15 protein-coding genes are annotated in these 19,545 nt (G+C 37.9%); 12 read left to right on the top strand and 3 right to left on the bottom strand.

Annotated elements, in window-relative coordinates; genetic code table 11:
* Positions 1–14 precede the first annotated feature (14 nt).
* The 9 genes from I6F43_RS01195 (at position 15) to I6F43_RS01155 (ending at position 9,559) form a co-directional block, all read left to right on the top strand.
* Positions 15–524: an outer membrane lipoprotein carrier protein LolA gene (locus I6F43_RS01195; RefSeq protein ID WP_024591747.1), complete on the top strand. Its 510-nt coding sequence runs from the start codon at positions 15–17 to the stop codon at positions 522–524.
* Between the two features lie 46 nt (positions 525–570).
* Positions 571–2,811: an MMPL family transporter gene (locus I6F43_RS01190; RefSeq protein WP_197100551.1), complete on the top strand. Its 2,241-nt coding sequence runs from the start codon at positions 571–573 to the stop codon at positions 2,809–2,811.
* 1 nt (position 2,812) lies between these two features.
* Positions 2,813–4,051 carry an NAD(P)/FAD-dependent oxidoreductase gene (locus I6F43_RS01185; protein WP_165735808.1) on the top strand — a complete coding sequence of 413 codons (1,239 nt, stop codon included), beginning with the start codon at positions 2,813–2,815 and terminating at the stop codon, positions 4,049–4,051.
* Complete coding sequence (locus I6F43_RS01180; RefSeq protein ID WP_024593016.1) at positions 4,039–4,599, top strand: DUF3261 domain-containing protein; 561 nt, start codon at positions 4,039–4,041, stop codon at positions 4,597–4,599. The genes I6F43_RS01185 and I6F43_RS01180 overlap by 13 nt, the downstream gene beginning before the upstream one ends.
* On the top strand, positions 4,596–5,765 hold the full coding sequence (locus I6F43_RS01175) for a beta-ketoacyl-ACP synthase (protein ID WP_101216989.1): 1,170 nt from the start codon (positions 4,596–4,598) through the stop codon (positions 5,763–5,765). Before I6F43_RS01180 ends, I6F43_RS01175 begins: the two co-directional genes overlap by 4 nt.
* Positions 5,758–6,213: an ApeP family dehydratase gene (locus tag I6F43_RS01170; protein WP_024591752.1), complete on the top strand. Its 456-nt coding sequence runs from the start codon at positions 5,758–5,760 to the stop codon at positions 6,211–6,213. The genes I6F43_RS01175 and I6F43_RS01170 overlap by 8 nt, the downstream gene beginning before the upstream one ends.
* Positions 6,210–6,935, top strand: a complete 726-nt coding sequence (gene fabG / locus I6F43_RS01165; RefSeq protein WP_007580797.1) for a 3-oxoacyl-ACP reductase FabG — start codon at positions 6,210–6,212, stop codon at positions 6,933–6,935. Before I6F43_RS01170 ends, fabG begins: the two co-directional genes overlap by 4 nt.
* Positions 6,935–8,164 carry a beta-ketoacyl-ACP synthase gene (locus tag I6F43_RS01160; protein ID WP_121954600.1) on the top strand — a complete coding sequence of 410 codons (1,230 nt, stop codon included), beginning with the start codon at positions 6,935–6,937 and terminating at the stop codon, positions 8,162–8,164. Before fabG ends, I6F43_RS01160 begins: the two co-directional genes overlap by 1 nt.
* A 90-nt stretch (positions 8,165–8,254) precedes the next feature.
* On the top strand, positions 8,255–9,559 hold the full coding sequence (locus I6F43_RS01155; RefSeq protein WP_002958629.1) for a DEAD/DEAH box helicase: 1,305 nt from the start codon (positions 8,255–8,257) through the stop codon (positions 9,557–9,559).
* Between the two features lie 31 nt (positions 9,560–9,590).
* Here I6F43_RS01155 and I6F43_RS01150 read toward each other — a convergent pair whose 3' ends face one another.
* Positions 9,591–11,090: an amidase family protein gene (locus I6F43_RS01150; protein WP_197100549.1), complete on the bottom strand. Its 1,500-nt coding sequence runs from the start codon at positions 11,088–11,090 to the stop codon at positions 9,591–9,593.
* Positions 11,091–11,185: 95 nt separating this feature from the next.
* The gene (locus tag I6F43_RS01145) at positions 11,186–12,793 is read right to left on the bottom strand and encodes an NAD(P)/FAD-dependent oxidoreductase (RefSeq protein ID WP_024593013.1); all 1,608 of its coding nucleotides are present in this window, start codon (positions 12,791–12,793) and stop codon (positions 11,186–11,188) included.
* Positions 12,794–12,987: 194 nt separating this feature from the next.
* On the opposite strand from I6F43_RS01145, the gene fdxA reads away from it, so the two are divergent.
* The 3 genes from fdxA (at position 12,988) to I6F43_RS01130 (ending at position 18,025) form a co-directional block, all read left to right on the top strand.
* On the top strand, positions 12,988–13,311 hold the full coding sequence (gene fdxA, locus I6F43_RS01140) for a ferredoxin FdxA (protein WP_002958626.1): 324 nt from the start codon (positions 12,988–12,990) through the stop codon (positions 13,309–13,311).
* Positions 13,312–13,447: 136 nt separating this feature from the next.
* The gene (locus I6F43_RS01135) at positions 13,448–15,691 is read left to right on the top strand and encodes a carbohydrate binding family 9 domain-containing protein (RefSeq protein WP_007580789.1); all 2,244 of its coding nucleotides are present in this window, start codon (positions 13,448–13,450) and stop codon (positions 15,689–15,691) included.
* Between the two features lie 579 nt (positions 15,692–16,270).
* The gene (locus I6F43_RS01130; protein WP_425595331.1) at positions 16,271–18,025 is read left to right on the top strand and encodes a putative bifunctional diguanylate cyclase/phosphodiesterase; all 1,755 of its coding nucleotides are present in this window, start codon (positions 16,271–16,273) and stop codon (positions 18,023–18,025) included.
* A gap of 815 nt (positions 18,026–18,840) precedes the next feature.
* On the opposite strand, the gene I6F43_RS01125 is transcribed toward I6F43_RS01130, so the two are convergent.
* Positions 18,841–19,545, bottom strand: a complete 705-nt coding sequence (locus tag I6F43_RS01125) for a TorF family putative porin (RefSeq protein ID WP_197100546.1) — start codon at positions 19,543–19,545, stop codon at positions 18,841–18,843.

The raw sequence follows: 19,545 nt of genomic DNA, 5'->3' as shown, positions 1-19,545 counted from the left end.
TTATAGGCGATTAAATGAATTTTTTAAAATGTTTTACATTGAGCATAGCTATTAGCTTTTTACTGTTTTGCACTGTAGTAAATGCAGCAGCTATTAAAGGTGAGTTTAAGCAATATAAGCAATTTAATGGATTTGCTAAGCCTTTTATTTCGTCGGGTGTTTTTTCGTTAATTGATGAAAAGCTCATTTGGCAAGTGAAAATGCCTGTTGAGAGTATGCTCATAATAGAAAACGGCAAAGTGCTTGCACAAAATGCCAATGGTGAGTTAATACCACAACCTGGTAGCGAGCAATTTGTAGGATTACTGAGTGACTTACTTAGCGTAAATATGAGTGCGCTGGAAACACGTTTTGACATTGCTAAAATGCAAGACAGTTGCACACAGTTAACACCAAAAGAAGCTATGTTACAGCAATTATTTAGTGATTTTATTTTATGTGAAACTGCTAAGCAAGTGAGCAGTATTACACTAAATGAGCACTCAGGAAATAACACAAAAATTGAGTTTACTTATTCCAAATAAAATTATGTTTTTAAATAATGCAGTGGTTAATTAAGGGAATAGTGCAGTGACAAAACGAATTACCGTTATTGTAGGGTGGTTTAGCAGTTTAATTTTACTTTTTGCTGCAGCTTTTTGGCTGTCTAAACCAACGTTTAGCGCCGATATGTTTAGTTTATTGCCAAAATCGCATTCCCAAATTGCACATGCGGAAGATGTTTTTTTTCAGCAAAATGCTAACCGTATTATGTTCTCGTTTGCAGGAAGTAATAAAAATAAAGCATTTGATGATTTCCAAAAATGGCTTGACGATAATGCAATTAAAAGCACATTTAACTTTCCGTCCGTTAACGATTTAGCGCAAACATTCTCACCTTTCAAACATGCGTTATTAAGTGATACTTACAAGCAAACATTAAGCAAAAAAACAACGTTTGAATATTATTACCTTGAGCAATTAAATCAGTTAGGCAACCCATTTGTAAGTGCTACCTTAAGCAAAGATACAAGTTTGAGCTTAGCGGCATTTATAGAAGATAACTTAAAACAAAGCCAATTGTTTACGCTTGAACAAGGTCGTTTAACTCGACGTTTGAATGGCGTTGAATACCGTGTCATTTTGGCAAACTTAGCGCCCGAAAATTTAGGGGTTAATAAATCAATTGATTTAGCTGGCGCGATAATTAAACAGATCAATATACTTAATAAAACCTACCCTGATTTAAGCATTACTTACTCTGGTGTGCTATTTCATACGGCTGAAAATGCTAAACAAGCTAAATACGAGATGAGCCTGTTTGGTGGCATTAGCTTATTAGCTCTTATTGCTATGGTATTTTGGGTATTTAGGCGTTTAAACAGTATTTTATTAGCAAGCTTTACCGTACTGAGCGCACTTATTGGTGGCGCTATCGCTATGGTGTTGCTGTTTAATACTATTCATTTATTAACGCTTGTTTTTGCAGTTACCTTGATTGGTATTGCCATTGATTATGCATTCCATGGTATGACTGACTTAGCCAAAAAAGAGCATGAAAAAGGCTACAGCAAAGGGACTCAATCTGCGCTTTTACTCTCTCTTATTACGACTACGTTGGGTTATTGCTGCTTACTAGGTGCACCACTAACGTTATTATCTCAAGTTGGTGTGTTTGTTATTGCGGGTTTAGTGAGTGCTTGGCTATTTACAGTTTTAGTTTTGCCATTGTGGCAATCTACACTCAGGTTATCGCCTTCGAGTTTATTTATGAGTCAAAAGCTCATTAAGGTTTTTTTATACTGCAATAGTTTAAAAAAACCAATACTCATTACGTTATTAGTCCTTATAAGTGCGTTATTTTTAATAAAACCTATTAGCTTTAATGATGATGTAAAGCTATTAAATGCAAGCTCCGAACATTTAATGCTAAACGAAAAAAAGCATTTGTTATTACTTGGGCAATGGGACACCCAAATTGTTTTTATGTTTGCAGATAGCGACGAAGCGCTATTACAAAAGCAAGAACAGTTTTTAAAACGCTTAACCCAACTAAACCCTAATTTTAAACATAATAGCATTAGCCATTGGTTGCCTAGTTTACAAAAGCAGAGCGATAACCAAGCCTTGTTTGAACAGGCTAAAAACAAAGGGACTTTGGATATTGCAGAGCGCGTTACAGGGCAAGCGTTAACAAGTACAAAGGCACCGTTATTGACTTATGAAACACTCGCCACGAGTACATTTAAACCATTACTGCTTTCTCAAATGGTTGTTGAGTCAGAACAATCGATAACGTGGGTGTCTATTTCGGGTATTTCATCTGATCAACTAATTAATGAGGTTGAAAAAAACAATGGAATTTACCTTTATAATAAACCTAAACAAATTACTGCTTTATTAAGTGATTACCGTGAATATTTACTATTAAGCCTAGTGCTTGCGGGTTTTATTAGTTGGCTGCTTTTTAGTTGGCGATTTACGATTAAGATAGCGCTGCTGCAGGTGACCATTTTATCTGTTGTGGTGTTGAGCATGCTTTGGGTATGTAATGCGATTCAAGGTAGCTTGTCGTTATTTAATTTGCTCGGTGCGTTACTTGTTATTGCCTTAGCAATTGATTACCTCGTTTTTTATCAAATAAATAAGTTAGAGCCCAAAAATGTGTTGGCGATTAGCTTATCGGCTGCGTCATCAATGTGGGTATTTGGCATGTTGAGTGCATCTGATACACCCGCTATTTTTAGCTTTGGACTGAGTGTAATGGTAGGGATTTTAGCTATTTACTTTTTATCACCGCTGAGTGTTTTAAAGCCTCAAAAGGAACAATAATTTGAATAACCTTGAGCAGTACGATGTTGTTGTTATTGGCGCTGGGCCTTCTGGTGCATTGGCTAGTAGTCTTTTAGTTCAAAAAGGATGGCGGGTACTGGTACTTGAACAGCAGGCGTTTCCACGTTTTTCAATTGGTGAAAGCTTACTGCCGCAATGTATGGCGTACTTAGAAGACGCGGGCTTAATCGATACACTACATAACAATGCAGCGGCTTTAGGTTTTCAGTTTAAAGATGGCGCTGCTTTTCATCGGGCAGGGCAAAATACAACTATAAATTTCACTGAAAAATTTACTAAAGGCCCAGGCACTACGTATCAAGTGAAAAGAGCCGACTTTGACAAATTATTAGCAGACAAAGCACAAGGACAAGGCGTAGAAATCAGATATAAGCACACGGTGGTTGACTACTGTGATGAGCCAAATGGTGCATCATTAGTGGTACACAATGAGCAGCAGCAAGCTTATCGCGTTAATGCCCGATTTGTATTGGACGCAAGTGGCTTTGGGCGTGTATTACCAAAATTGTTAGATTTAGAGCTTCCTTCTAACTTTCCTGTTCGAAGCGCTTATTTTAGTCACTTTAAAGACAATATTAGTGATACAAGCTTCGATCGAAATAAAATTTTGATTACCGTACACCCTCAATATTCAGACGTGTGGTATTGGCTTATTCCCTTTAGTGATGGTACTGCGAGTATTGGGGTTGTGGCGCAGTCAGAGCGTTTTAATGATGATGAATCTAGCGATTTACTAAATCAATTTATAGAGCAAGACCCTTATTTAAAAACACTGTTAGCACAGCGTGAGTTATTAACTCCAGCAAAAAATATAAAAGGCTACTCGGCAAATGTGAGTAAGTTATATGGTAAGCACTTTGCTTTATTGGGTAATGCGGGGGAATTTTTAGACCCGGTATTTTCATCAGGTGTAACAATTGCACTCAAATCTGCAAATTTAGTTGCCCCACTTGTTGATCGCTATTTAAAAAACGAAGTCGTCGATTTTGACGCTCACTACGCACAGCCATTACAAGCTGGAGTCGATTGTTTTAGAACATTTGTAACAGGGTGGTACGATACGCGTTTTCAGGATGTGATATTTTACTCTGAACAAAATACTCAGGTGCGAGAAATGATTAGTGCTATTTTAGCGGGCTACGCATGGGATACAAATAACCCATTTGTTGCACAAAGTGAACGCCGTTTAAATGTGTTGGCTCAGTTATGTCAAAATTAATTAAGTATGCGGTGTGTAGTGTATTTATATTTGCTGTATTGAGCGCATGTACGAGCTTTACAGCATCTAAAAATAGAGTGTATCTATCACCTAATATTCAATTAAATATTAATAGCGTGCCAGCACAAATGTTTGATAAGTCTTGGCAGCATGTTTTGTATATTACGAATCAGCAAAACACACACACTGTATTTGCCCAATTAGCTATAAATGACAAAGGTGCAATTAAGTTATTGTTAATGACAGTGCAAGGCTTTCCGATTATGGAGCTTGAAAAACCTTTAAATGGCCCAGTAAAAACACGAAATATGCTGGCGGTAGAAGGGATAGACCCTCATTATATTTTAGCGGATATTGCATTAGTACATTGGCCAGTAGCATTTTTACAAAAGCAGTTAGAGGGTGCTTTAATAGAGCAGGTTGGCTCTAATCGGGAAGTATTTAACGATGAGGGTACATTTATCACCATTGACTATAGTGATGAGTCGACAACGTTGAACAATATTTTACATCAGTATCAAATAACATTTAAAAAGGTAGAACAGTGACATATTGGCTGAATGATTTAGGCATTGTGAGTGCGATGGGCATAGGCCAAGATGCAACCACAACAAGCTTAAATAAATATAACCCTGCAACTCCTTTATTAACTTTAAATAAAAGTTTAAGTGCTGAGCAAACCCCGCTGTATGTCGGGCAAGTTCAGTCTATTGCTTTATCAAATAATAAACGTATCAATACATTTATTGATCTAGCTTTAGAGCAGATTAAGCCAACCTTAGATAAACTTTCGCATATTGATAAGTCGCGTATCGCAATTGTAATGGGTACTAGTACATCAGGTATTCATGATGGCGAAAGAGCACGTAAAAGCTATGAAAGTACAAAACTCTGGCCTGATGACTTTAGTTACAGTGATCAAGAGTTAGCAACACCCGCTCATTACATTGCACATAAAATAGGGGCTCTAGGGCCTTGTTACAGTATTTCTACTGCGTGCACGTCGAGTAGCAAAGCGTTAATTAGCGCTCGAGCTTTGCTAAATGCTGATTTAGCCGATGTGGTAATTTGTGGTGGTGCGGATAGTTTGTGCCAATTAACAATTAATGGCTTTGACTCGCTCGCTTCTTTAAGCTCGGGTTTATGCCAGCCTTTTTCTAGCACCAGAGACGGCATTAATATTGGTGAAGGGGCCGCTTTATTTGTAATGACTAAAAATACGCCAATAACAAATAACGGCGTTATGTTACTAGGCAGTGGCGAAAGCTCAGATGCGCACCATATGTCAGCCCCCGATCCTAATGGGATGGGCGCCCAAGCCTCAATGGAAAAAGCACTAAAAAGCGCAAAGTTATCCTGTGGTGATATTGATTATATTAACGCTCACGGTACGGCTACTGTAAAAAATGACGAAATGGAAGCACTTGCAATTAATCGCGTGTTTGGCAACAATACCCCGCTTAGCTCAAGTAAGCATTTAACAGGGCATACTCTTGGTGCTGCAGGTGCCATTGAAGCCGGTATATGTTGGTTATTATTAAAAGACAGCGGCCAACATATGCTGCCGTATAATGCGATTAAAGAAGGCAGTGATTTGGCTGATATAAAAATAATAAAACAAGCGTTTAAGCCCGCTCTTAAATACTGCTTATCTAATTCATTTGCGTTTGGCGGTAATAATGCCAGCTTAATATTGGGAGTTAACGTTGACTAATTACCCTATAGAGCAAGTAGTCCCGCATGATGCGCCTATGATTTTAATAGATAGCCTTTTAACACACAGCGAAGATGAAGCTCAATGCGGCGTTACTATCACTGAGCAAAGCCCTTTTTTTAGTCCTGCAATTAACGGCGTACCTAGCTATATTGGTGTTGAGTACATGGCGCAGTCTATTGCCGCTTACGCTGGTGCGTTAGCGAATGATGAAAATAAACCTGTAAAAATTGGTTTTTTAATTGGCACGCGAAAGTATCAAACTTATCAACCGTGTTTTAAAAACGGCAGTAAGCTGACTATTGAAGTGAAAAAGCTATATCAAGAAGAGTCAGGTTTAAGTGTATTTGAATGCCAAATACTCGTGTGTGAAACTCTACTTTGCCAAGCAAAAATTAATGTATTTCAGCCTGAAAACCCGTTGGAATTTATAAGAGAAAATCAATGACAAAAAGAATTTTAGTTACGGGTTCAAGCCGTGGTATTGGTAAAGCTATTGCGTTAAAACTTGCTGAGCAAGGGTTTGATATTGCAGTACATTGCAGAGCGGGTGTTGAGCAAGCTCAAGCAACATGCGATGAAATTAATGCATTAGGTAGAGCCACCAGTTTATTACAATTTGATGTATGTGACAGAGAGCAGGCCAAAGCACAAATAATAGAAGATATAGCTCAGCATGGCGCTTATTATGGCGTGGTGTGTAATGCAGGTATTACTAACGATATGGCATTTCCTGCTATGCAAGGGGAAGACTGGGATTGTGTAATACGTACAGGCCTTGATGGGTTTTATAATGTAGTACACCCAACTGTAATGCCTATGGTACAAAGCCGTAAAGGTGGGCGAATAATTACAATGTCATCGGTGTCAGGTATTGCAGGTAACCGAGGACAAGTAAATTATAGTGCAGCAAAAGCCGGTATTATTGGGGCCACTAAAGCACTTGCATTAGAATTGGCAAAACGCAAAATCACAGTTAATTGTGTGGCACCTGGTTTAATAGAAACCGCGATGACTGATGAATTACCTATTGATGAAATGATGAAAATGATACCCCTTAAACGCATGGGGAGCGTTAAAGAAGTTGCGGGAACAGTCGCTTTTTTAATGTCTGATGATGCAGCTTACATAACACGCCAAGTGATTTCGGTTAATGGTGGCATGGTTTGATTAAACGCGTTGTTGTAACAGGGATGTCGGTGGTCACTGCATTGGGCGATGATTGGTCTGAATTCAAACAAGCCTTAATTAAAGGCGAAAATGCGGTTGTTACTATGCCAGAGTGGGATATAGCTGACGACCTCAATACTCGTTTAGCCGCGCCAGTTAAACACTTTGAGCGACCAAGTCATTATAAACGAAAACAAATCCGTTCAATGGGGCGAGTGTCACTTATGTCAACTCGTGCTACTGAATGCGCACTTGAACAAGCCAAACTACTCGAGCACGAAAGTCTAACAGATGGCTCTACGGGCATAGCGTATGGCTCATCTACGGGCTCTACTGAGCCATTACTCGCCTTTGCAAATATGATGGAAACGGGGTCGATGTCAGGTGTAACAGCCACGAGTTACATTAAAATGATGGCGCATACTGCCCCTGTAAATGTTGGTGTGTTTTTTGGTTTAAAAGGGCGTGTTATAACAACAAGCTCTGCTTGTACATCGGGATCTCAAGGAATAGGCTTCGCCTATGAAGCGATTAAGTTTGGCCGACAAAAAATAATGGTGGCTGGTGGAGCTGAAGAGTTATGTATTACTGAAGCCGCCGTATTTGATACGCTTTATGCAACATCTACAAAAAATGAAACACCAAAACAAACACCAAGACCTTTTGATAAAAATCGCGATGGCTTAGTGATAGGCGAAGGCGCGGGTACACTTATTTTAGAAGAATACGAACATGCAAAAGCGCGCGGAGCAACAATATTAGCTGAGGTGGTTGGTTTTGGTTGTAATTCTGATGGACAGCACGTTACTCAACCAACATCAAAAACAATGCAACTAGCGATAGAAATGGCACTGCAAGATGCCAATTTAGAACCAGAAAAAATTGGTTACGTTAATGCTCATGGTACATCAACAGATAAAGGTGATATTGCCGAGTCTCACGCAACGTTTAAAGCATTGGGCAGCAAACCTATTAGCTCGTTAAAAAGTTATTTGGGGCATACATTAGGTGCTTGTGGTGCAATAGAAGCATGGGCAAGCATTAATATGATGGCAGATAACTGGTTTGCACCAACAATTAATTTAGATAACGTTGATGACGAATGTGCTCAGCTTGATTACATAAGGCATCAAGGGCGTGAGATTAATACCGATTACGTGATGAGTAATAACTTTGCGTTTGGTGGTATTAACACCTCTTTAATATTTAAACGCTATAAAGTAGATTAAACACGTTAAAAGATAAGTTATGACTAACTGTTAGCTCGTTTTTACTGTATAATTTGCGACCCTTGATAATGTGGCCGTAGGTTATACAGCATGAATTTTAAATCTTTTAGTTTCGCTCCTGAAATCATCCAGGCGTTGGACGAACTTAACTATCACACCCTTACGCCCATTCAGCGCGCAGCAATTCCTGCTGTTCGTAAAGGTAAAGACGTTTTAGCCAGTGCACAAACTGGTACCGGCAAAACTGCCGCGTTTGCTTTACCTATCATCCAAAAATTGGTTGAGTCTGAACTCAGCACAACTAATGCACCTCATGCATTAGTACTTGCTCCAACGCGTGAACTTGCAGAACAAATTGCAAATAATTTTAGAGATTTTGCAAAGCATACATCACTTAAAGTCGTAAGTTTATTTGGTGGTGTTAGCACTGCCGGCCAAGCAAATGCTTTAAAAGAAGGTGTAGATATTGTTGTTGCAACGCCAGGTCGTTTATTTGATCATATTCGTTTAGGTAACTTAAGCCTTGCAAGTGTTAAGCACCTTGTTCTTGATGAAGCTGACCGTATGCTTGATATGGGCTTTATTGAAGATATGCAAAACGTTATTAAAAGCTGTGCAGAAGAGCGCCAGATTTTACTTTTCTCTGCTACATTCCCTGCAGCAATTAAACAATTTGCATCTAAAGTATTGAAACAAGCTGAAATAGTGCGTGTTGATCAAACTAACAGTACAGCAAGCACCGTTGAGCATGTTGTTTACCCAGTTGAAGAACGTCGTAAGCAAGAGCTACTTTCTGAATTGATTGGTAAGAAAAACTGGCAACAAGTGCTTGTCTTCGTAAACATGAAAGAAACAGCTGATGAGCTTGTTAAAGAGCTTAACCTTGATGGTATTCCGGCAGGCGTTTGCCACGGTGATAAATCTCAAGGTAACCGTCGTCGTGCTTTACGTGAATTTAAAGAAGGCAAGGTACGCGTATTAGTGGCTACAGAAGTCGCTGCTCGTGGTATTGATATTGATGGCTTACCTCGTGTAATTAATATTGATTTACCTTGGCTTGCAGAAGATTACGTTCACCGTATTGGCCGTACAGGTCGTGCTGGTCGCCAAGGTCAAGCAATCTCATTTGTTAGCCGTGAAGAAGAAAACACTTTGTTTGAAATTGAAACGCTAATCGGCCAAAAAATCAAACGTGTATATTTAGAAGGTTATGAAGTAAGTAACCGTGAAGTACTAATTGATAAAATTGGTAAAAAACCAGCGCATTTACGCCGTACACGTTCTAACAAGTTATCAGGACAAGCAACCGGTGAAGCGAGAGCAGTAAATCGCTCACGTATTTCAAGCGTTCGTAAAAGCTTAAAAGGCGAAAAACTGTCACTTAAAAAGTCATAGTTAACGCCGTTTAGTTTAAAAAAACCTGAGTTTACTCAGGTTTTTTTGTGCCTCGTGATAACACCTCATCAATAATATTTGCGTATAAATAAGCCGCTAGCTCGTCCTCTTTATTTGCTATTATGGACAAACCAACCGGTAAACCACTTACTTTTCCGACCGGTAGGGTTATGTGCGTTGTGCCAGCAATAGCAGATAACGAACTGCTACTGCCATTAAAATTATCACCATTAACTAAGTCAGTTTTCCAGGCGGGGGATACTGTAGGCGCTATAACAATATCAAGCTTGTTGTTTTTATATACATTAACAATGGCTGTCGTTGCTAAAGTGCGATAGCGTTCTTTAGTCTCCTGGTATTTTTGTTTGTTAGTTAAATCAATAGCCTGCGATTGAACTAGGATGTCTTGCTCAAAGTGGGGCATTTCTGTTTTTTTATTTTGAATATTAAAATTAATAAGTGCTTTTAGGCTTTTAACAGCCACTTGTGTTGGAGTGCTTGCGAGGTAGTGATTAATTTCGGCTTTAAAGTCGTAGAGTAAAATATAGTATTCATCAACAAATAGCGTATCTAAGTTATCAGTAATATCTACATTAATAACAGTATGCCCAGCCTGTTTTAATACTTGTAACTGCTTGGCATAAAGGCGCTGCGTTTCAACTGTAAATTTGTCGCTAGGCAGTGCACCAATAATAAGTGACGATTTTGGTTTTGTATTACCTGTTTTTAATTCAAACCCTGTAGTTGTCGCATCAAGGGAGTCTTCACCTTGCAAAACTGATAAAACCAGCAGCGCATCTTTAAGTGAATGCGCCATCGGCCCTACAGAATCTTGGCTACTTGAAAGAGGCACAACGCCTGAGCGTGATACTTGGCCCATACTCGGTTTTATTGCATACACTCCATTTACTGAGGCAGGGCACGTAATTGAACCGTCTGTTTCAGTCCCTAATGCTATAGGCGCAAAATTAAGTGCTACCGCAACAGCAGAACCTGCGCTAGAACCACATGGGTTACGTGTTACATCGTGCGCATTATGTGTTTGTCCGCCTACGGCACTCCAGCCTGAAGATGAATAGGATGAACGAAAATTTGCCCATTCACTTAAATTAGCTTTACCTAAAATTATAGCGCCTGCATTACGTAGCTGTTTAACAACAAAAGCATCATTATTAGTAACGTTATTTTTAAGTGCTAAAGAGCCAGCAGTTGTAGGAAGTGCACCTTTAGTTTCTATATTATCCTTAAGAAGTACAGGTATGCCGTGTAACGGACCTGCCCACGTGCCTTTGACGGCAAGTTCATCTAACGTTTTAGCTTGAACAATCGCTGTAGGCTCTAAACTAATAACCGCATTATAGTGTGGATTAAGTTTATTAATTCGGTCTATATAATTTTGGGTGAGTTGCTGTGCATTAATAGAATTATTTTTATATGCACTGTGAATTTCATCGATGGTTTTTAGCTCTTGTGCTTTAGCGTTAAAAATTGCTAATACACTAAGCAACGAAAAGGTAAATGTTTTGATCATTGTTGAGGTGCTTGAGGTGTTATTATTTTCTATACATTTAGCACAAAAAAGCCTCACAAAGTGAGGCTTTTCGATAAACGGCTTAAAAAAGAGGTTTAAGCGTTTTCTAACATAGACAGTGCGACCGCTTCAGCCGCTTTAATACCATCAATACCCGCTGATAAAATACCGCCCGCGTAGCCTGCGCCTTCACCTGCAGGGTAAAGCCCTTTGGTGTTAATACTTTGGAATGTTTTATCACGCTTAATACTAATAGGCGACGAAGTACGTGTTTCAACGCCGGTTAGTAAACCGTCGTTAGTTGAAAAGCCACGAATTTGTTTATTAAACGCTGGTATCGCTTCGCGAAGGGCATCAATAGCAAATTGTGGTAGCACTTTACTCAAGTCAGTTAACTTAATACCGGGTGTGTAAGAGGGTTGTACTTCACCTAAGTTTTCTGATGATTTACCTTTCAAAAAGTCGCCAATTAACTGGGCTGGTGCATCGTAGTTGCTACCACCAAGCTCATACGCTTGCTCTTCAAGTTTACGTTGTAAGTCTATTCCAGCAAGTGGATTACCTGGGAAATCTTGCTCTGGAGAAATACCTACCACAATAGCGCTGTTAGCGTTGCGCTCACTTCGTGAATATTGGCTCATACCGTTGGTAACAACGCGGCCCTTTTCAGAGGTTGCAGCGACTACTGTGCCACCTGGGCACATACAAAAGCTGTAAACTGTGCGGCCATTGTCGCAATGATGAACAAGTTTATAATCGGCAGAGCCTAAAATTGGGTTTCCTGCATTTGTGCCAAAACGACATTCATCGATCATTGATTGTTTATGTTCGATTCTAAAACCGACTGAGAATGGCTTTGCTTCAACATAAATCCCTTTTTTGTGGATCATATCAAACGTGTCACGTGCGCTGTGACCAACGGCTAATACAACATGGCGAGTGTTTAGTTGCTCGCCATTTGAAAGCGTTAAACCTGTTACTTGCCCGTCGTCTAAATGAATATCGTCAACACGTGTGCTAAAGCGAATTTCGCCGCCTAGTTCTATTATACGAGCGCGCATTTTTTCAATCATGGTGACAAGTTTAAACGTACCAATGTGTGGCTTACTTACGTATAAAATTTCATCGGGTGCGCCTGCTTCTACAAATTCAGTAATGACTTTACGACCGTAATGTTTTGGATCCTTTACTTGGCTGTATAACTTACCGTCTGAGAATGTACCTGCGCCACCTTCACCAAATTGTACATTTGATTCGGTATTAAGTGTGCGTTTACGCCAAAAGCCAAACGTGTCTTTTGTACGTTCACGTACCTCTTTACCGCGCTCTAATATAATGGGATTAAAGCCCATTTGAGCAAGTAATAAGCCTGCAAATAAACCACAAGGGCCAAAACCAATCACAACAGGGCGCTCTGTTATATTTTCGCTGGCTTGGGCTACAAATTTATAGTTTGTGTCTGGCGCTACTTTTACATGTTGGTCTTTTTCAAATGCCGCGAGTAGCTCGGCTTCGTTATCAACTTCTATATCGAGTGTATAAATCAGTAAAATAGCTGATTTTTTACGTGCATCATAACCACGCTTAAACACATTAAAACTGTGCAATTGTTCTGGTTGGATTTTTAGTTTATTTACAATTGCTTGACCAATTGCATCTTCGTCATGATCAAGTGGCAGCTTTATTTCGGTTAAACGTATCATTTATATCTCTTTTAGGTGTCATAGCGGGGTATTATTACCGCTCACAATAAGGGGATGCAGGGCACAACGGGTGTGCAAACATAAGGCGCGTATTTTACGTTAAAATAGGGTGATATGGCACTTATTTATTGTATTTTTGGAGTGGATGGGTATGATCCACAACTGTTGTTTAAAATCTTAGGTATTAAAATAGTATGGCGTTTGTAGTCACCGAAAATTGTATAAAATGTAAGTACACCGATTGCGTATCAGTGTGCCCAGCAGATGCATTTTTTGAAGGCCCTAATTTTTTAGCAATTAGCCCGATTGATTGTATCGATTGTGGTTTATGTGTCCCTGAGTGTTCAGCTGATGCTATATACCAAGAAGATGAATTACCAGAATCTCAAAAAGAGTTTACTGAATTGAATGCTGAACTTGCACTGGTCTGGCCGCGCATTACAGAGGTTAAACCTGCACCAGAGGACGCTGATGTATGGAATGGCATAGACGATAAACTTAAACTACTCGAAACATAATACGTAACAATTAGTTACTCCTTTATCATTAAATAGTTAATTTTTTATTTCAAAGTATTAACAAATGTACCTGGATAAATTACAATCCCCAGCTTAAGTTACTCCCTATGAGTAATTACAGTCTAAATGGATGTTTATGCAGTACTTTATAACTATAATAAAAAAATTTACCTTCCTATTTTTAAGTTTCGTTTTATTACTCTCAAGCCTTGATGTAGCGGCTAGTAAACAGCAAGTATCCTTATCTCGTATTGATTCAAATATCACTATTGATGGTGTTATGGATGAAGCGCACTGGCAAAATGCGACACGTATACCTCTACTCTACCAAGATGAGCCTAACGAAAAAGGCACACCTCCTGTAAAAACTGATGCCTTTATTTACGAAGATGGCACAAACTTATATGTTGCCTTTATTGCAGAGGATCCAAACCCTGAACAAATTCGTGCATCACTTCGTGACCGCGATACGCTATGGGAAGACGACGTAGTCATTCTTGTTATTGATACATTTAATGATGAACGCAGTGGTTATGAATTTCATGTAAATCCCCTTGGTGCACAAGGCGATATAAGAATGACCGATACCGATGGATGGAGCTCAGATACCTCATGGAATGCTATTTGGGATAGCGCGGGACAAATTAACGAGAAAGGTTACGTTGTTGAAATGCGTATTCCTTTTAAGGCACTGCGCTTTCCTGAAAATAAAAAAGAGCTAACGTGGGGTTTTTCAGTAATGAGAAACTACCAACGTGATGTTTTATATCAGCTATCAAATATGGGATTTGATAGAAATATAAAATGTAGCCTTTGTCAGTTTGATAAGTTAGTGGGTTTTAGCGATATTGAATCGAGTAAAAATATTCAATTAACACCTACATTGACAGCACTTCGTAACGATAATAAATCTGAATTACCGGGTAACTGGGATAATGGCGATATAGATACCGAAGTGGGCTTAGATTTGCGCTGGGGTTTAACCAAGGACGCTGTTTTAAATGCGACTATCAACCCAGATTTTTCGCAAGTAGAAACAGACTCTTTAGAGCTCGATGTAAATACAACCTTTTCTATTTATTATGCTGAAAAACGTCCTTTCTTTTTAGATGGGGCTTCTTACTTTAAAAGCAGCTTATTTGAGCTTTTATATACACGTACAATTGCAGAGCCTACTTTAGGTGCAAAATTAACGGGTAAAACGGGTGATCATAGTTATGCGTTAATGCTCGCTGATGACGACAATAGTAATATTTTACTGCCAACGAATCAGGGCTCTGGCTTTGCAAGCTTAAACGAAAAAACGAATGCTGCCGCAGGGCGTTATCAATATGACCTAGGTCAGCAGGGTACTATTGGCCTTTCAAGCACGCACAGAGAAAGTGATGACTATCACAACACTGTATTATCAGTGGATGGTAGCTACTGGTTTAATCAATCGGATACTCTTTTGTATCAAGTATCATCTGCTGATACACGTAACTCTGAATTTTTAATTCAAAATTATAACTTATCTGAAACTCAGTCAGATGAAGCATATGCCCTGGAACTTACCCGCGATAAACGTGATTACAAATTATTTGCATCTTATGAAAATATTGGGCAGGACTACCGAACTGATTTAGGTTATCAAGCTAAAGTCGATTATGAAAAAGTAGGCTTTGGTGGCGGACAAACATGGTACAGAGATGAATCTGATTTACTTACCTCATGGTCATACGAAGCTGACTGGGATAAAACGTGGGCGCAAAACGGCGACTTACTTGAAGAAGAATACGAAGGCTTTTTAAGCTTTAAAGGCCAAAAACAATCTATTTTTGAAATTGGTTTAGTGCATCGCTATGAAAACTATAACGACAATTTTTATAATCAAAATATTGGTTTTATTTATACGGGCTTTAAACCCACTAAAGATTTAAAGCTTTCGTTATATATTGAATACGCTAGCCGCATTGATTATGCAAATGAGCAATTAGGCGACGCGTTTGACACTCAAACCCAAGTGGTGTGGGACATTAACGACCATTGGCAGCTCGATGTAAAACATAACTACAGTCAATTAGATAACCCGCAAGGGGATCGCGTATTTACTGCTAACTTGGTCGACTTTAGGCTTCATTATAAATTTAGCATGCGTTCAATTCTTAAATTAATTTTACAATTTGAGGACATTGATAGAGACGAAAACGCCTACTTTTACCAAGTTAGTCAAATCAATAAAGACTATGGCAGCCAGCTTGTTTACTCATATAAAATTAATGCGCAAACACTGTTTTATTTAGGATATTCAGATAGAGGTTACCAAGACGATTCTCTTAAAAATATTGAGCGAGATCAACGTACATTTTTTACAAAAGTTAGCTATGCATGGCAGCTTTAAATATTAAAATAATAATTGTATCTGCGATAATTGTTACTTTCCTAGGTTTTTTAACAAGGCATGATGTTGAGGAATAATTTTAGGAAATATTGTATTAAAGCATCGGGAATGTCAGAAAGGATTATCAGAGACAGATACTAAAGGCTGTAATGGTGTGGCCTAGATTGACGCGGAAGGAAAAACAAAAGAGAGCTTATCGATGGTATGTATTAAATTTTAAACAATTAGAACCTTTTTGTTTATTTTTGTTAATGCCACCTATACTATATATCAAATATAATTAGTTAATCCGTTATTGTTACAATTTTTTTTATTCTAATGGCTTAGGATTATATCAATGCTTGCGTAGTACTAAATGCAAGCGATATAATCCGTTTTTGGTAATAGGTTTGATAGGAGAAGCAAAGTAGATGGATTTTTTTTATGAGTAAACTTAAGCCGCTCGGTTTTATTTTCCTAATCATAATTCTATTTTGTTTTTGCATAAACATAGAGTTAACGAATCAGATTAATCGTATAAATTTATTTAGTACCAGTATTGATATACGAAATTTCGAAATAACGAATACCACTCTTGATATGGCTCCTTGGTATAATCCGATCTTAAATGGCCACTATATAATTGAGCAGCCCACTGCTGACTTTTTGCTTATTAAAACCACTGACACCCAGTTTGTAGCTGCTGATTCAAGTAAGTTAATTATAATGACACTTGCATCACCTATTAATTTTTTACTTTTATGTATCTTAATATTTGGTTCTGGCCTGTACTTACGCAGAGAGCGTAGAAAGCGTCATTATAAAAATCAAATAGCGGAGCTTAATCTTCAAGCCAATAGCTTACTCACTGCATTTAATTTGCAAGTAAAATCGGCAGAGAACCCTTTGGGTGTAAGCAGCTTAAGCCAATCAATAAATAGTTTAAATACGCATGTGGCTAATTATGTAAAACAAACTCAAACCAGTATATGCCAAGATAAACTGACGTTATTAATTGACCGTCATGCATATATTGAACATATCGACAGACAAATTAATCATGCTAATCAAGAAGATCTCAAGTGTGCGCTCCTGTTTATAGACCTTGATGGCTTTAAACAAGTAAACGACTCGTTTGGTCACAGTTTTGGTGATGAAATATTAGTTCAAGTTGCTAGCCGACTTGCGAATGTATTACGCCACCATAAATTAAGTAACATAAATAGTGCTAACCAATTAGAGCAAAACTTATCAAGGTTAGGAGGGGATGAGTTCTCCATTTTTATAGAATTACTTGATGATAGCGACAGAGTCGTTGAAATTGCTAAGCATGTGCTAAGTGAGCTTGAAAAAGACTTTGTGCTTGGCAATAAAATAGTAAAAATTAGTGCCAGTATTGGTATTGCGGCTTACCCAGAAAGTGCATCAACGCCTCAAGCGCTTTTACAATTAGCCGATGTAGCTATGTATAGAGCTAAAAGTGATGGTAAGGGAATATTTAAAGTTTACTCGCCAGAAATGGGTAACAAAATGCGCCGTTACCATTATTTACTTGAAGAGTTGCGTTTAGCAGTCGCGTGTAAAGATTTTTACTTATCTTTCCAGCCAATTGTGCATGTTGAAGATTGTATGATTGATTATTTCGAAGCACTTACCCGATGGGACCACCCAGTTGAGGGCATGATCCCCCCTTCAGAATTTATTCCAATAGCAGAGGAGTCTAATTTAATATTAGAACTTGGCGATTGGATTATGCTTGAATCATGTAGGCAAATGGCTGCATGGCACAATGCAGGTATGCGTAAAGTAAAAATATCAGTAAATGTTTCGGGCATTCAATTAAAGCACCGTGACATTTATGATTGGATAATGAAGAAGCTCAAAAAAACCGGTTTACCCGCTACGTCTTTAATGCTTGAAATTACAGAATCAACATTCATTAAAGCCAGTCCAAGAATTATTAAAGAGCTAAGTAGGCTAAGAGAAGAGGGTATCACTATTGCTATTGATGACTTTGGTACAGGTTTTAGTTCTTTAAGTACATTAGCGGATTTACCAATAGATGTTATTAAAATTGATCGCTCGTTTATAGCTCAAGCTAATAAAAGCCAAAAATATAATGATATATTAAATACAATTAGTGAGCTTGGACAAAAGCTTGGCCTTAAAATTGTAGCTGAAGGCGTTGAAGAAATAGGGCAGTTTGAACTTGTTAAAAAAATGGGTGTGAGTTCTGTTCAGGGTTATTTAGTAAGTCGACCTGAGTCATCAGCTAATGTAGGTAATAAAGTATTACGCAATAACACCAGTAACCTTTCAGCATCGGGTACAAGTGCTTGGGATATTGTTAGTTAGTTAGTTAGTTAGTTAGTTAGTTAGTTAGTTAGTTAGTTAGTTAGTTAGTTAGTTAGTTAGTTAGTTAGTTAGTTAGTTAGTTAGTTAGTTAGTTAGTTAGTTAGTTAGTTAGTTAGTTAGTTAGTTAGTTAGTTAGTTAGTTAGTTAGTTAGTTAGTTAGTTAGTTAGTTAGTTAGTTAGTTAGTTAGTTAGTTAGTTAGTTAGTTAGTTAGTTAGTTAGTTAGTTAGTTAGTTAGTTAGTTAGTTAGTTAGTTAGTTAGTTAGTTAGTTAGTTAGTTAGTTAGTTAGTTAGTTAGTTAGTTAGTTAGTTAGTTAGTTAGTTAGTTAGTTAGTTAGTTAGTTAGTTAGTTAGTTAGTTAGTTAGTTAGTTAGTTAGTTAGTTAGTTAGTTAGTTAGTTAGTTAGTTAGTTAGTTAGTTAGTTAGTTAGTTAGTTAGTTAGTTAGTTAGTTAGTTAGTTAGTTAGTTAGTTAGTTAGTTAGTTAGTTAGTTAGTTAGTTAGTTAGTTAGTTAGTTAGTTAGTTAGTTAGTTAGTTAGTTAGTTAGTTAGTTAGTTAGTTAGTTAGTTAGTTAGTTAGTTAGTTAGTTAGTTAGTTAGTTAGTTAGTTAGTTAGTTAGTTAGTTAGTTAGTTAGTTAGTTAGTTAGTTAGTTAGTTAGTTAGTTAGTTAGTTAGTTAGTTAGTTAGTTAGTTAGTTAGTTAGTTAGTTAGTTAGTTAGTTAGTTAGTTAGTTAGTTAGTTAGTTAGTTAGTTAGTTTACAAATAAAAATGCCACTCTAAGTAGAGTGGCATTTTTTGTTTAATCAGTAATTATTGTATTAAAGATCAAATGTGCGTGAAACAGCAAGTACAATACGCTCATCAGCATAATCGTAATCTAAGCTTGTGTTTTCAGCAGCCACTTCAATACCAAAACCTTCGTAGCTTGTTTGGTATGCTAGACGGTAGTGATAATACGATTTGTCTCCCTTAGCTTGATCCCATTCAAACTTATCACCATCAAGTGAGTTTGAAATATCAAAGCTTGCACGTAGTGCATGATTAGGAGCTAGCTCATAAGTGTGAGCGATCATCGAAATAACGTGGCCTGTATCGTAACCAAAGTAGTCCCAGCTGTACCAAAAGTTAAGCTCAGTCTGGCCGTATTCACTTGCATAACCAAACTTAGTGTAAGCTTCAGCGTAGTTACCATCGCTGTTATTACCTTGATAAGTGTAATAAGCAATACCGTAGTCAACGCTAAATTGCTCATCAAGTTGTACATATTTACCTACGTAAGCATCAAGTTCAAAATCAGTGTCGTCACCAAAATCTACATTTGAAGCCCATACACCGGCGTAAACACCGCTATCAAAGGCATAGTCTAAGCTGCCTTGAATTGCAGGATCGCTATCTGTTTGTGTTACACCATTAAAAGTGTAGTCAGATGCTGCAGTGATTGTTGTTGACCAATCAGCAGCTGCGGTTGTTGATAAAACTGCAAATGGTAGTGCTACTACAAGTTGTTTTAGTTTGTTATTCAT

Origin of the sequence: Pseudoalteromonas sp. NZS71_1 (genome assembly GCF_015864305.1) — a bacterium.
Lineage (GTDB): Bacteria > Pseudomonadota > Gammaproteobacteria > Enterobacterales > Alteromonadaceae > Pseudoalteromonas > Pseudoalteromonas arctica.
This window is presented reverse-complemented; position numbering and strand designations above follow the sequence as displayed.

Coding starts and splice junctions, on each gene's coding strand:
- I6F43_RS01195 (WP_024591747.1), top strand. CDS start 15: ATGAATTTTTTAAAATGTTTTACATTGAGCATAGCTATTAGCTTTTTA.
- I6F43_RS01180 (WP_024593016.1), top strand. CDS start 4,039: ATGTCAAAATTAATTAAGTATGCGGTGTGTAGTGTATTTATATTTGCT.
- fabG (WP_007580797.1), top strand. CDS start 6,210: ATGACAAAAAGAATTTTAGTTACGGGTTCAAGCCGTGGTATTGGTAAA.
- I6F43_RS01155 (WP_002958629.1), top strand. CDS start 8,255: ATGAATTTTAAATCTTTTAGTTTCGCTCCTGAAATCATCCAGGCGTTG.
- I6F43_RS01150 (WP_197100549.1), bottom strand. CDS start 11,090: ATGATCAAAACATTTACCTTTTCGTTGCTTAGTGTATTAGCAATTTTT.
- I6F43_RS01145 (WP_024593013.1), bottom strand. CDS start 12,793: ATGATACGTTTAACCGAAATAAAGCTGCCACTTGATCATGACGAAGAT.
- fdxA (WP_002958626.1), top strand. CDS start 12,988: ATGGCGTTTGTAGTCACCGAAAATTGTATAAAATGTAAGTACACCGAT.
- I6F43_RS01135 (WP_007580789.1), top strand. CDS start 13,448: ATGCAGTACTTTATAACTATAATAAAAAAATTTACCTTCCTATTTTTA.
- I6F43_RS01130 (WP_425595331.1), top strand. CDS start 16,271: ATGGCTCCTTGGTATAATCCGATCTTAAATGGCCACTATATAATTGAG.
- I6F43_RS01125 (WP_197100546.1), bottom strand. CDS start 19,545: ATGAATAACAAACTAAAACAACTTGTAGTAGCACTACCATTTGCAGTT.